11 protein-coding genes and 1 tRNA gene are annotated in these 13,008 nt (G+C 66.1%); 7 read left to right on the top strand and 5 right to left on the bottom strand.

Features of this window, described 5'->3' with window-relative positions; translation table 11 throughout:
- Window positions 1-237: 237 nt before the first annotated feature.
- From SH584_RS04950 to SH584_RS04925, 6 genes are read left to right on the top strand one after another with little or no spacing between them, the layout of a single operon-like run.
- Window positions 238-1,830: an AAA family ATPase gene (locus tag SH584_RS04950; protein WP_324809019.1), complete on the top strand. Its 1,593-nt coding sequence runs from the start codon at window positions 238-240 to the stop codon at window positions 1,828-1,830.
- On the top strand, window positions 1,812-2,819 hold the full coding sequence (locus tag SH584_RS04945) for a hypothetical protein (protein ID WP_324809018.1): 1,008 nt from the start codon (window positions 1,812-1,814) through the stop codon (window positions 2,817-2,819). The genes SH584_RS04950 and SH584_RS04945 overlap by 19 nt, the downstream gene beginning before the upstream one ends.
- Window positions 2,816-4,564, top strand: coding sequence for a hypothetical protein (locus SH584_RS04940; protein ID WP_324809017.1), 1,749 nt, complete (start codon window positions 2,816-2,818; stop codon window positions 4,562-4,564). Before SH584_RS04945 ends, SH584_RS04940 begins: the two co-directional genes overlap by 4 nt.
- Window positions 4,561-5,529 (top strand): radical SAM protein, encoded by a 969-nt coding sequence (locus SH584_RS04935; RefSeq protein WP_324809015.1) that lies wholly within the window; start codon window positions 4,561-4,563, stop codon window positions 5,527-5,529. Before SH584_RS04940 ends, SH584_RS04935 begins: the two co-directional genes overlap by 4 nt.
- 4 nt (window positions 5,530-5,533) lie before the next feature.
- A complete protein-coding gene (locus SH584_RS04930) occupies window positions 5,534-6,118 on the top strand; it encodes a hypothetical protein (RefSeq protein ID WP_324809014.1) in 585 nt (194 codons plus the stop codon).
- The gene (locus SH584_RS04925; protein ID WP_324809012.1) at window positions 6,115-7,452 is read left to right on the top strand and encodes an AMP-binding protein; all 1,338 of its coding nucleotides are present in this window, start codon (window positions 6,115-6,117) and stop codon (window positions 7,450-7,452) included. The genes SH584_RS04930 and SH584_RS04925 overlap by 4 nt, the downstream gene beginning before the upstream one ends.
- A 64-nt stretch (window positions 7,453-7,516) precedes the next feature.
- Here SH584_RS04925 and SH584_RS04920 read toward each other — a convergent pair.
- The 4 genes from SH584_RS04920 to SH584_RS04905 all read right to left on the bottom strand — a co-directional run bounded on the left by SH584_RS04920 (window position 7,517) and on the right by SH584_RS04905 (window position 11,099).
- Window positions 7,517-7,592, bottom strand: a tRNA-Thr gene (locus tag SH584_RS04920).
- 20 nt (window positions 7,593-7,612) lie between these two features.
- The gene (locus tag SH584_RS04915) at window positions 7,613-8,461 is read right to left on the bottom strand and encodes a hypothetical protein (protein WP_324809011.1); all 849 of its coding nucleotides are present in this window, start codon (window positions 8,459-8,461) and stop codon (window positions 7,613-7,615) included.
- Window positions 8,458-9,762, bottom strand: a complete 1,305-nt coding sequence (locus tag SH584_RS04910) for a mechanosensitive ion channel (protein WP_324809010.1) — start codon at window positions 9,760-9,762, stop codon at window positions 8,458-8,460. Before SH584_RS04910 ends, SH584_RS04915 begins: the two co-directional genes overlap by 4 nt.
- 17 nt (window positions 9,763-9,779) lie before the next feature.
- Window positions 9,780-11,099, bottom strand: a complete 1,320-nt coding sequence (locus SH584_RS04905; RefSeq protein WP_324809008.1) for a replication-associated recombination protein A — start codon at window positions 11,097-11,099, stop codon at window positions 9,780-9,782.
- Window positions 11,100-11,276: 177 nt separating this feature from the next.
- On the opposite strand from SH584_RS04905, the gene SH584_RS04900 reads away from it, so the two are divergent.
- Entirely contained in the window at window positions 11,277-11,849 is a 573-nt protein-coding gene (locus SH584_RS04900; protein ID WP_324809006.1) for a PadR family transcriptional regulator, read from the top strand.
- Between the two features lie 4 nt (window positions 11,850-11,853).
- Here SH584_RS04900 and SH584_RS04895 read toward each other — a convergent pair whose 3' ends face one another.
- Complete coding sequence (locus tag SH584_RS04895; protein WP_324809004.1) at window positions 11,854-13,008, bottom strand: glycosyltransferase family 4 protein; 1,155 nt, start codon at window positions 13,006-13,008, stop codon at window positions 11,854-11,856.

Here is a 13,008-nt window from a genome sequence, read left to right as displayed (position 1 = left end):
TTGCCGGGGTTCCATGGTTCGCTTCCGAAGAATTGAACCACGATAGCAAAACGTCGGTCGCGGGTTCGGGTTCCACGGCCACCGAAAATTTTTTTCAGCAGCGCCGAACAGCGGCACATCTGCTTTCGGCGGGCCGACTGATTTTTCTATTCGAGCCGAATTTCGCATCGGTGAAAGCAATTGCCAAAGCGGGTCCCGACACTACAAATTCCGATACCGGAAATTGAGGGTTGTCGAATGGCGTTTGGGTCGGATCTGCTGAACATCTTCTCTTCGATTTCCAAGTCGCCGACCAATCCAGCTGCCGCGCGCCAATCGACGGCGTATGATGTCGCCGAACTGTTCGAAGGGCCGCTGGCGGTGTCCGACGCCGAGGCGGACGGGGCGCTGCCGCTCGACGAGAAGCTGCGCCAGGCCTATTTCTGGATCGTCAATCACGCGATCATCAGCCCGCATTACGACATTGAATATAATGACGGTCCGCCCGCCGCCTTTCCGATCGGTGACAGCGGGTCCGAACTGGTGCTCCCCTCGGCCCAGAGCTATTCGTCTTACGTCCTCCTGCCGCTGCTGACCTTCGCCACGCGCAGCAAGTGCCTGTTCGTCGGCGGCCCCGGGCGCGGCAAGACCGCCAGCGCGATCTTGATGGGCGTCCTTGCCGGCTACAGCCCGCGCGAGGTTCGTCGCTCGATGCAGCATGGCCATCCGCAGATGACAATCGCCGACCTGCTCGGCAATCCACTCCCCGCCGATCTCGTCGGCGCGCAGTCGATGGAAGAAATCCGCATCGCTTGGCGCCCTTGGCTGTCGATGCGGGTCAGGATCATCGACGAATATAATCGCATCCCGACCCGCACGCAGAGCGCGTTGCTGACGGTGATGGGCGACAATTATGCCGAGGTGCTGGGCCACATCTACGAATGTCCCGATGCCGCATGGTACCTGACCGCCAATGACGATGCGGGCGGCGGCACCTATCAGGTGATCGAGGCGCTGCGCGACCGCATCGACGTTATCGTCCAGGCGCTGTCGTTCAATCCGCGCTTCCTCAACGACCTGCTGATGCGGATCGAGGCCAATGTCCGGCCCGAGGATGTCGTCCCGTCGCAGATCGTTTTCACGACCGAAGAGCTCGACCGGATGACCCGCGCCATTCGCGCCATTCCCGTTCCCGAGCACGTCCGCCGTCGCATCGAATTCTTCAGCAGCCAGTTCGAGCTGTTCGAATCGGCCGGCGAGCAGTTCGAATATATGACCAAGGACACCGCGCGTCTGTCGCGGGTCGACTGGGCGGCGGCGGTTGCTGCGGACCAAGGGCGCGACCGGCTCAAGGACTTGGGCTGCCAGACGATGAATGGCCTGTCGGTTCGCAACCTGATGACGCTGCTCACCTTCGCCAAGGCGATGAGCTGGTTCCGCGGCTCAGCCGAGGTCGACCTCGAAGACGTGCGCCAGGTGCTGCCGTTCGTCCTCAACGACAAGCTTCATCCCGACGTCGACGCGCCTTTCTTCGCCCGACCCGAGAATGCCGCCTATCGCGCCGACCGACTAAGCTGGCTGCGCGCCTTGTTCGATTCCTCGAACGCCGAATACGACCGGCTCGATCTCGATCGCGACGATCCGGTCGGGGCGCTGTCGACCGAGTTCGATCAAGGGCTTCACGGGCTGGAAGCGCGGACCGTGCGAAGCCGGCTGACCCGCATCGAACGGCTGGTGACGGAGCTCGGCAAGGGGCGCAAGCTCTACGGCCCGCTCTACGACGACTTGCTCAAGCTGAAATATCTGCACCAGCGCTACACGAACTATCTCGCGTGGCTCGAAACCCGCTGATGCCGGTCAGCGCGCCGCTCGCCGATCTGCTGGCGGACCGGCGGGCCGGCCTTAACGCGCGCGTCGCGATGGCTCGCTCGCGGCAGCCGAACCTCGACACCGCCGCGCTGTCCGCCTTCCTGCGCGATCCGGTCGATCCGTTGCTTGGCCATGTCCTGCGCGAGCGACCCGACGGCGGCGCGGCGTTTATCGACACAGTGTTCGACATGGCGCTGTCGCTGGTCGAGCATGGGCGTGCAGGCGACACCCCGCGCTCGGCGATGGTGCTGAAGCTGTGGCGCGAGGTCGCCCCGGCACTCGCCCCTCTCGTCGCCATCAATCCGCGCGATACGCTCGGCGCGCTGACCAACGCCGCGATCAACCTGGCCGCCGTGCCGGGAGTGCGGATCGACGAGTGGATGGATATTCTGGCGCGGCTTGGCGGCGAGGTGCGTTCGGTGCCCGATCTTCGCGCGCTGGTCATCCTTGCCGGTTGGCGCGCGGGAGCGGCGCATCTTCGCGATGCCGCGCTCGGGGTAGCAATCAACCCCGCGCTGGCGCTCCAGGCGGTGAGCGCGCAACCCGACGCCTCGTGGGACGAGATCGTCGCCTCGTTCCGATCGTCGCGCTGGTGGCGTCCCGATGGCAGTACGCCAAGCGAAGGCCATCGCGTCGGCAGCTTCACCGGGCTCGGCGGTCGCTTTCCCGTGCCTCCGGTGCTGTTCGCGTTCGGCAACGCATTCTTCGCACGCTCGGGTGATCAGCACTTTCTGCTCGACGCCGATACCTATGGAGCGACCCTGCGTCCGGTTTTCGCCGAAGCGCTCACCGGCGCCAAGGCCGCCAACCCCGCGCCGGTCACGCTTGACCGGGGCGTCGAGGTCGACGGTCACCCGCTGGAGTGCGACTTGCCCGCGAACGGGCTGGCCATGGCGCTCACTGACGACAGCATCGCGCTCGCCTCGCCCTGGTCCTACCAGCTCAGGGTCTATTCGCGGCGGCGGCCATGAGCATGACCGACGAGGAGTTGGTCGCGCGCTGGCGCGCCGACTGGCCCGCCGCGCTTGCCCATTGGAGCAAGTATACGCGGCTCCACGATCCCCTTCTTTGCGTCAGCTCGCCCGACGCAGCGCGCGAAGGATTGCAGGGCAGCTTCGCGATGATCCGGCTTGCCGACAAAAGCGTGGTCATCGATCTGCCGCAGGTACGCCGCTTCGCGCTCGAAGACTATGGTGTCGAAGTGCTTGCGCATGAAATTGGCCACCATGTCCTCGCCCCCGCGACGCCGACCGATCACCTCCGGCTGATCGCCCGCATCCGCAAGGAACTCCCGACCCTCGAAGCGCATGCCCCGATGGTCGCCAACCTATTCACCGACCTGCTGATCAACGACCGGCTGCAACGGCAAGAAGGGCTGCGGATCGGCGACATCTACCGCGCGCTGGCCGCCGTCAGCGGCGCGTCGTCGAGCCGGCTGTGGCGTTTTTACATGGGCATTTACGAATCGCTCTGGTCGCTCGACCGCGGATCGATCGGCGGGGAGACGGAGGACGCGCGCCTGCTCGGCGATGCGTGGCTCGGCGCGCGGATCGTCCGCGTCTATGCCCGCGACTGGCTGGTCGGGGCGAGCCGCTTTACCGCGCTGGTGCTGCCGTACCTGGTTGAAGACCAGAATGCGCTCGGCCCGGCCGATGCCCTGTTCGACACGCGCGACGCGGCGCTTGGCGGCGACGCGGTGGGCCTTAGCGACATGGAGGAGGGGGAGGGCGGGCCGAGCCTGCACCCGTCGCAGGATCCGCGCATCACCGGCCAGGACACGGAAGGTGCGGATACCAATAAGCCGATCGAGCCATCGAAGGGCAGCGGCGCCGGCCAGCGGCGCGAGACGTGGGAATATGGCGAGATCCTCCGCGCAGGTGGGATCGACCTGACGGACGAGCAGATCGCGGCGCTCTACTATCGCGAACAGGCCATTCCCCACCTCGTCCCGTTCCCCACGCTTCGACAGCCGGGCGCGACCGAGCCTCAGATGGAGGGGCTCGAGCCGTGGGAATTTGGCGATTCGTTCGACGAGATCGACTGGCTGTCGACGCTTGCCCAATCCCCGCATCCTATCCCCGGACTGACCACGGTGCGCCGGACGTACGGTGAGGTCGCGGGCGAGGAAGTCCGCACCCAACCGGTGGATCTCGACCTCTACGTCGACAGCAGCGGGTCGATGCCCGACCCCCGCCGACGCATCTCCTTCCTCACGCTCGCCGGTGCCATCATCGCGCTGTCGGCCCTGCGTACCGGCGCCAAGGTGCAAGTCACGCTGTGGAGCGGCAAGCAGCAGATGATGTCGACCGACGGCTTTTCGAACCAGGAGGATGCGATCCTGGCCATTCTGACGGGCTATTTCGGCGGTGCGACCGCCTTTCCCATCCACAAGCTGCGCGACACTTACGCCAACCGAAAAGAAGACGCACGGGCGGTTCGCATCGTCCAGATCAGCGACGACGGCATTTCGACCATGTTCGACGCCGACGAACGCGGGAACAGCGGCTGGGACGTGTCGGCCATGGCGTTGAAGGCGGCGCGCGGCGGCGGGATGATGGCGCTCAATATGGTTCGGGACGATCTCGCGTGGATGACCCGCGCGCGGGAGCAAGGTTGGGAAATCGAGCGCGTCCTCACGTTCGAAGATTTGCTCGACTTCGCGCGCCGCTTCGCCAAGCGCCATTATCAGCAGGCTTCAGACAGGGTTGCCGCATGATCCTGCTTTGGCGCATCACCACCCACTGCAATTTCTCGTGCGGTTTTTGCGCCTACGACCGGCGGCTGCCGATTGCCCGCCATGCCGCCGATCCTGACGAGGTCGAGCGGGTGATCGGCCTTGTCGCCGATGCCGCCCGGATGCGGGGCGAGCCCCTGCTCGTCAGTTGGCTCGGCGGCGAGCCGATGCTCTGGCGACCGTTGTTCGGGCTCTCTGCCCGCCTCGCGCGTCATGCGGCCGTCGCCCTCAGCATGACCAGTAATGGCACGCGAATGGACAATCTGGAGGTGCGTCGCCACCTGCTCGATCATTTCGCGGAAGTGACCTTCAGCCTCGACGGGCCTGCGTCTGTCCATGACGGACTGCGGGGTGCGCCCGGGGCTTACGACCGGGTTCGATCTGCGATTGTGGCGCTTGCCTCTGAGCGGGCCCGGGAGGGCGCTCGGCTGAAACTTCGCGCCAATATCGTGCTGATGCAGGCGACGCTGCCGTCTTTTGCCGACCTTTGCCGAACGCTTGCCGACTGGGGAATCGACGACATCACCTTCAACCAGCTTGGCGGCCGGGACAGGCCCGACTTCTTTCCCGCACAGGCGCTGCGTCCAGACGATAGCCGACGGCTTTCCGACACGATTCCCGCGCTAAAGGACGAGCTTGGCGCGCGCGGTGTTCGGCTGTGCGCCAGCCCGGACTATCTCGCGCGGATCGACGCCAGCACGCGCGGTCACCCGCTCGCGGTGCACGACTGCGGCCCCGGCGAGCAATTCCTATTCGTCGATGAGCTTGGCCGGATCGGTCCGTGCAGCTTCACGCTCGATGACCATGGGGTGGCCATCGACCAGCTGCGGACCGTGGCCGACGTGGACAGCCTTGCGGCGCGCTTCCGCCAGTCCCGGCAACGGCATAGGGCGGCAGTGTGCGACGACTGTCCATCGACCCAGTTTTTCGGGAAGTTTGCGGCGTGAACGAATGAACGATCTTGGCCCGCCCCTCGAAGCGATCCTGCGCAGGATTGCCGAAACCCCCGCCGATTTCCTTGGCGAGCCCGCGCTTGCCCAGCGCGACGGCGTGGCGGTCGCGGCCCTTCTGGGCGACGTCATCCACGACCTGGGCCTTGGCGTCGATGGTACCATCCGGCGCGCCTTCGCGGCCGGTCAGCCAGGCGACCAGCGCAACCGATTGATGCTCGGTTCAATCGCCGCCTGGCTCCTGGCCGACGACTGGCTGCGCGACCGGCCGCCCGCCCCGTCCCGCCTGTCGGACTTCCTGTTGACGTCGCTCGGCGAGCTGGCCGGGCAGGCGAGCGCGCACGCTTATGTCGAGCAAGCCGACCGGCGCGAGGAACTGGCGCGCACCATGCTGGCGCGGCTGGGGCTGCGACCGGCAGGCGAGAGCGCCGAACAGGCCCGCGACCGGCTGTCCGCGGTCAGCGCGCTGGAACGAGCGCGGCTGCTCGACGCCAGCCGTCTCGCCGAGCAGCGCGCCCGCGAGGTTCGCGACGCGCTGGCGCGCAAGGCGGCACATGAGTCGGCCGATAAATGGACGCGCGAATGACCCGAGATGCCGACGACGACGACCGCTATCCGACCTTGACCGCGCAGGGTCGGGCAATCCTGACCTTCATGCGCGAACATCAGAAAGCGCCGCGTTACCGCAATCAAAGCGGCAACCGCCTGACCAGTGATGATCTGTCCGCGCTTGCCTTGTTCGAGGCGGAACTCGGTCCCGCAGTGACCGGACAGAGCCAGCCACCATGGCTGCCGGACTTCATTCGGCAATGCTTTGACGACATCCCTCATTATCGCGCGCTCGGCCCGGTGCCGGCGACCTTGGCGGATGTCCAACCCGTATCGCGCGCCGATCTTGCCCAGGACATTGCCCGCTTCGTCCCCGACCCGGTCGATCTTTCGCGCCTGATCAATTTCCAGACGACCGGCACCACGGGCCACAGCCTGCTGGTCCCCTCGCACCCGCAGGTCGCGGGCCGCTACCTCAGCTTCCACAAGCGGGCGCTGGCACTGTTCGGGATCGTGCCGAAGCATGGCGCGGGGCAGGTTGGCGTGGTGCTGATAGGACATCAGCAAACCTGTTTCACCTATACGTCGGTGACTCCGCAAATGGGCGAGTCCGGCCTCGCCAAGATCAACCTCCACCCCGACGATTGGCATTCCCCCGACGACCGAGCCGCCTACATCGATGCACTCGCGCCCGAGTTTATCGCTGGCGATCCCCTGTCGTTCGAAGTGCTGCTGGACCTCGGCGTCACCAGCCGTCCCAGGGCACTGCTGTCGGTCTCGATGATGCTGAGCGACGGTCTCCGGTCGGCGCTGGAAGAAAGGTTCGGCTGCCCCGTGCTCGACCTTTATTCGATGAACGAGGTCGGGCCGATCGCGGTGTTCGACCCTTCGCTGGGCGCGCATGTCCTGCTGCAGGATCGGCTGTGGGTCGAGGTCATTGACGAGCAAGGACGCGCGCTTCCCGACGGAGAGCGCGGCGAGCTGACCGTCACCGGCGGCTTCAATTTCTGCCTGCCGCTGCTGCGCTATCGCACCGGCGACCAGGGCGCGCTCGCAACCGTTAGGGGGGAGCGGGTGATCATCGACCTGGTCGGGCGGCGACCGGTGCGCTTCCGAGACGCGGCCGGCGCATGGCGCAACAACATCGAGGTGACCCACGCCCTCCGGCCACTGCCAATCGCACAATATGCGCTTCACCAGCGCGTCGACGGCACCATCCTGCTGTCGCTGTCACGCGGGTCGATGCGCCATGCCGGTCCGGCACGCGCCGCGCTCGAACATTTGCTTGGCACTGTCGCAATCGCAGTCGACACCTTGCCCGACGGGCATAAGGCGCAGCAATATACGAGCGACCTCGCCGAACCGGACTGATCGGATGGCGATCGGCGACTTGTCCTACCCTTGGCCAAAGGAACGGTCAGCGCGAGTAAATTGATGGTGCCGGTTGCAGGAGTCGAACCCGCGACCTTCGGTTTACAAAACCGCTGCTCTACCAACTGAGCTAAACCGGCACGCGGGGCCGCCATTAGCGTCAGGTCACCCCGAACGTCCATCCCTCGCTTCGCGCAATCGCCTCGGTCATCGCGACAGGCGCAAAGGCCTCGGGGTGCGCCAAGTGCGCGCGCATTCCCGCGGCGGTGATCAGCGCGTCGCTCTCATGGTCGCTGGGGTCGCGGTCGAGACGGGCAGGGGGTGAGCCGAGCGCGATCAGCGCTTCGTCCAATTCTTCCGCCGACCGGATTTTCTTCCCCGGCAGGCCCGCATTGCGAATGTAGATGCGCGTGTAGATCTCCACCACCGCGCTCTGCCCGGCGCCGAGCTCGTCCATTGGCCAGATCGCGACCTGTCCGTCGATGCGGTGGAGCAGGCGCATGCCCGAGAAACTCGCCTTCGCGACCTGCGCCGCGCCGATCGCGTCATAGGCGCTCGCGGTCTTGCGCCCGCCCTGCGCGTTGAGCGCGGCGTCACAGCGGCGGAAGTGGACGAAGTCGGCCTTCCGCCCGTCGGCGATGCCGAAGTAGAAATGGCGTCGGTGCGCCTGCTCCAGAAACGAGGCCGCACCCAGATCCTCGTCGTCGCTCACTCGGTCGACATAGGCCCAGAAGTCGCGCGCCGTGTCGGGAATGCCGTCTTCGCCGGGCAGATAGGCGCCGCGCTCGACGTATGGAGGGGCGAAGCTGAAGTCGAAGCCGAACAATGTCGGCTCCGCTGCGGCTCGGTCGAGCAGCCAGTCGAGCACTTCGCTTCGAGACCAGACATGACCCGGGCGAACGAGGATCGGCGCCTCGTCGCCGCGCGCCTCGGCCACCGCGATGCCCTTGTGCTTCTTTCCCTTCGCGCCCGACCAGTCGATCGCGACCGTCGACGCGAAGTGCCTCACACCAGCGGCGGCTGGCTGTCGTCGGTCGGCGGGACCGCGCGCTTCAGCCTCGGCGGGGGCGGCGGGGCGACCGGGCCCGCACCGCGATACCAGTCGTCGAGCAGCCGCGCCGCGAATTCGCGCCCGCCGAGCCCGAAGGCAATCGCGGTGGCGATGGCGGCGCTGCCCAGGATCAGGCCGAACGCCATCTGCACGATCAGGTCGGCCAGCCCCATGAAGGTTAGCCCGATCGCGGTGAACAGCGCGACGATTGCGTATTTGACGATCGTGCCGGCGTAATTGCCCTCACCGGTCGACGATCCGACCAGACCCGCGAGGATGCGCGCCAGGAACAGGCCGACGACGATGATGACCGTGCCGAAGATGACCTTGCCGCCAAGCTCGGTGATCTGGAACAGCAGCGCCGCGAGCGTATCGCCGCCAAGCTGCCGCGCCGCCTCGATCGCTGCCGCCAGCAGGATCGCGGTCATCGCGACCGCGCCGACCAGGCGCGACGGGTTGGCGCTGGCGGGCATGATGCCGAGCGCGCGGACGCTATTGTCGAAGCCAAGGCTGGGAAGGACGGTCTCGATCAGCGTCTTGACCCAGCGGCCGATCAGAAAGGCGATCGCCAGCCACACCAGCGCGGCAAGCACGCGCGGAATGGCGAGCGCAATCGATTGAAGCATTGCCGTCGCCGGATCGGAAATCGCCGAAATCTGGAGGATCTGCAGCGCGCCGATGGCGGCGAAGATGATGATCGTGGCGCTGACGGTCACGCCGACCGCACGCGCGATCGAGCTTCGCGCCGGCGCGGCGCCTTCGCTGGCAACGCCGGTCGTGTCGACCGCGACCGGGGAATCGCCCAGCTTCAGCCCCGCGCGACCCGCGAGCCGTTCGAGGTTGAGTGCGCCCAGCGCCGCCTCGACGATGTGGCGAACGACGCGGGCAAGGATCAGGCCGGCGAAGAAGAACAGCCCTGCGCCCAGCAGGCGGGGCAGGAAGGCGAATACTTCGTTGGTCAGGCTGGTGACCGGGGTCAGCACGCCCGACAGGCCGAGCGGCTGGAGCGCCGCGATCAGGCCGACCAGCCAAACCAGCCAATAGGCAAGGCGGCCAAGCTCGGTGCCGATGCTGTCGCCGCCGGTGCCGGGATGCCGCTTCAGGACGGGCATCCGATCGACCAGCTTGGCAAGGCCCCACTGAACCGCCTTGGCGATGAAATGCGTCGCGACGAGGATCAGGATCGCGAACAGGACCTTGGGACCCCATTCGACGAGTTGCTGTTGCCAGTACACGGCGGGCTCGGTGGTCTGGTACATGGCGTTCCTCGCGTCGCTTAAATGTCGTCGCGCAACTCTCTCCGCTTTTGCGCCCAGAACGCAAGCCGCTCCGCGATCTTCGCCTCGAAACCGCGTGGGGTCGGCCGATAATAATCCTGCGGAGTCATTTCGTCGGGCCAGTAATTGGCGCCCGAAAAGCCGTCCTCGGCATCATGATCATAGGCATAGCCCTTGCCATAGCCCGCGTCCTTCATCAGCCGCGTCGGCGCGTTGACGATGTTCATCGGCGGCATCAGCGACCCGGTTTCCTTGGCCGATCGCCACGACGACTTCATCGCGGTGTAGGTCGCGTTCGATTTGGGCGCGGTGGCGAGGTACAGGCACGCCTGAACGATCGCCAGTTCGCCTTCGGGCGACCCGAGGAAATCGTAGGCATCCTTGGCGGCAAGGCATTGCACGAGGGCCTGCGGATCGGCGAGACCGACATCCTCGACTGCTGCGCGGACGAGCCGGCGAAGCACGAACAACGGTTCTTCCCCGGCAACCAGCATCCGCGCCATATAGTAAAGCGCTGCCTGCGGGTCGGACCCGCGGATCGACTTATGCAGCGCCGAGATCAGGTTGTAATGCCCCTCGCGGTCCTTGTCGTAGACCGCGACGCGGCGCTGCAGGAACGAGGCGAGCCCGGCGGAATCGAGCGGGGCTTCCAATCCGACATCGAATAAGGTCTCGACCTGGTTGAGCAGGAAGCGCCCGTCACCGTCGGCACTCGCGAGCAGCGCATCACGCGCCTCGTCGGTTACCGGCAACGGGCGGCCCATCTCTGCTTCGGCGCGGTCGAGCAACTGGCCGAGCGCTTCGCGGTCGAGCCGCTGGAGGATCAGCACCTGGCAGCGGGACAAGAGCGCGGCGTTAAGCTCGAAGCTGGGGTTCTCGGTCGTCGCACCGACCAGCGTGATCGTCCCGTCCTCGACGAACGGCAGGAAGCCGTCCTGCTGCGCGCGATTGAAACGGTGGATTTCGTCCACGAATAGTAAGGTGCGCTGGCCCGCGCGCGCGGCGACCTTCGCTTCGGCGAAGACCTTTTTCAGGTCTGCCACGCCCGAGAAGACGGCGGAGAGCGACACGAAGCGCAATCCGACCGCGTCGGCGAGCAACCGCGCAATGCTTGTCTTGCCCGTGCCCGGTGGGCCCCACAGGATGATCGACGACAATTTGCCCGCCTCGACCATTCGCCCGATCGCGCCTTCCGGGCCGGTGACATGATCTTGCCCGACGACGTCGGCAAGCGAAGCGGGACGCAGACGGTCGGCGAGCGGCGCAGCGGGATCGGTGGCGGTGTCGTTGGGAGCGTCGGAGAGGAACAGGTCGGCCATGCGAGACCCGACATAGGGGGCCTCCCAAAAATTTCCACGACGTCCCTTGTCGAAGACCTATCGAAGATATATCTTAGACGCATCTTGGAAGGAATTAAGATGCTTAGACATGAACATGGATGCGGTCCGCGTGAGCGTGGTGCTCGCTTCGTCTTCGGCGGACGGCGGGGGTTCGGCATGAACTTCGGACCCGGCGGCTTCCACTTTGACTTCGGCGACATGCCCGGCGATCGCGGCGATCGCGGCTTTCGCGGTGGCGGGGGCGGTCCACGTGGCCCGCGCGGCCGTAAGCGGATGTTCGGATCGGGCGAGCTTCGCCTCGTCCTGCTCAAGCTGATCGCCGACGAACCACGCCACGGCTACGACCTGATCAAGGCGATCGAGGAACTAACCGGCGGCGATTATGCGCCCAGTCCGGGCGTGGTCTATCCAACGCTGACCATGCTGACCGACATGGGGCTGATCGAGGAGCAGGCGGCCGAAGGATCGCGCAAGGCATTCGCGGTCACCGACGAAGGCAAGGCGCATCTCGACGAGAATAGCGATGAGGTCGACGCGCTGTTCGAGCGGCTCGACGAGGTCAAGCCGTCGCGGGAGGCGGGCAATCACCCGCCGATCGGTCGGGCCATCGGCAATTTGATGAATGCGCTGCGCCACCGCGTGCAACAGAGCGGCTTCGACGAGGCGCTGGTCCACGAGATCACCGAGATCCTCGACGACGCCGCCCGGCGGATCGAGCGCGTGAAGTAAGCGGCTACGGGCGGGGCCGGCGCCGCGCGATGACCCGCGTATAGACGCGAAGCACCGCGGCGTTGATCTCGTCCCAGTCCATCGTCTTGGCGAAGGCCAGGCCCGCGCGTCCGTGCTTCGCCCGAAGCGCGGGGTCGCGATAGGCGGCAATCGCCTCGACGAAGCTTTCGGTGTCCTGAGGGGTAACCAGCATCCCGGTCTGCTTGTGGCGGACGAGGTTGGTCGCGCCCGACGCCGATGCCGCGATCACGGGAAGCCCGCACGCCATTGCCTCCAGCGTGACATTACCGAAGGACTCGGTGATCGAGGGGTTGAGGAACAGGTCGGTCGACGCCAGCGCCCGCGCCAGCTCGTTCCCCGCCAGTTCGCCGGTGAAGACCGTATCCTCTGGCAGTTGCGCCGCGAACCATTCGCGCGCGGGGCCCTCGCCGATGACGAGGACACGGTGCTCGATCCCCGCCTCGCGCGCGGCGCGGATCGCGTCGGCGAACACATCGAGTCCTTTTTCCATGACGACCCGGCCAAGGTAGCCGATGACGAAGTCGTCGTCGGCGAGCCCCATTTCGCGGCGCCATTCCATGCTGCGCCGCTTCGGATTGAACTGGCTGCGATCGACGCCGCGTGCCCAGATCGAGATATCCTTGTTCATCCGTTGCGCACGAAGGATCGACGCGGTCGACAGCGCCGGGGCGACGATCGCGTCGCAGCGCTGGTAAAGGCGGCGAAGAAGTCCGCGCACCACCGGCTCGAGCATCGCGAGATGATAATATTGAAGATAGGTGTCGAACCGCGTGTGGACCGACGCCACCGCCGGGACATTTCGCCGCCGTGCCCAACTGACCGCGCGATGGGCGACGATGTCGGGGCTGGCGATATGGATGACATTGGGGTCGAACGCGGCCAGGTCGGCCTTCACCGATGCGGGCAGCGCGATCGGCAGGCGATATTCCTTGCGCCCCGGGATCGCGATCGACGGCACGTTGACCAGGTCGCCGGTCGGCGGAAACGCCGGATCCTCGACCACCGGGGAATAAACCCGCACCTGCGCGCCGCGCCGAAGCAGGTATCCCACCAGGCGATTGAGCGCCTGATTCGCCCCGTCGCGAACGTAATTATAATTGCCCGAAAAGAGGGCGATGCGCAGGTCGGCGGGCTCCAT

Origin of the sequence: Sphingomonas sp. LY29 (genome assembly GCF_035593985.1) — a bacterium.
GTDB lineage: Bacteria > Pseudomonadota > Alphaproteobacteria > Sphingomonadales > Sphingomonadaceae > Sphingomicrobium.
The sequence above is the reverse complement of the archived record's forward strand: the minus strand, read 5'-3'. Positions and strand labels throughout refer to the sequence as shown.

Coding starts and splice junctions, on each gene's coding strand:
- SH584_RS04950 (WP_324809019.1), top strand. CDS start 238: ATGGCGTTTGGGTCGGATCTGCTGAACATCTTCTCTTCGATTTCCAAG.
- SH584_RS04940 (WP_324809017.1), top strand. CDS start 2,816: ATGAGCATGACCGACGAGGAGTTGGTCGCGCGCTGGCGCGCCGACTGG.
- SH584_RS04935 (WP_324809015.1), top strand. CDS start 4,561: ATGATCCTGCTTTGGCGCATCACCACCCACTGCAATTTCTCGTGCGGT.
- SH584_RS04930 (WP_324809014.1), top strand. CDS start 5,534: ATGAACGATCTTGGCCCGCCCCTCGAAGCGATCCTGCGCAGGATTGCC.
- SH584_RS04925 (WP_324809012.1), top strand. CDS start 6,115: ATGACCCGAGATGCCGACGACGACGACCGCTATCCGACCTTGACCGCG.
- SH584_RS04910 (WP_324809010.1), bottom strand. CDS start 9,762: ATGTACCAGACCACCGAGCCCGCCGTGTACTGGCAACAGCAACTCGTC.
- SH584_RS04905 (WP_324809008.1), bottom strand. CDS start 11,099: ATGGCCGACCTGTTCCTCTCCGACGCTCCCAACGACACCGCCACCGAT.
- SH584_RS04900 (WP_324809006.1), top strand. CDS start 11,277: ATGAACTTCGGACCCGGCGGCTTCCACTTTGACTTCGGCGACATGCCC.
- SH584_RS04895 (WP_324809004.1), bottom strand. CDS start 13,008: ATGGAGCCCGCCGACCTGCGCATCGCCCTCTTTTCGGGCAATTATAAT.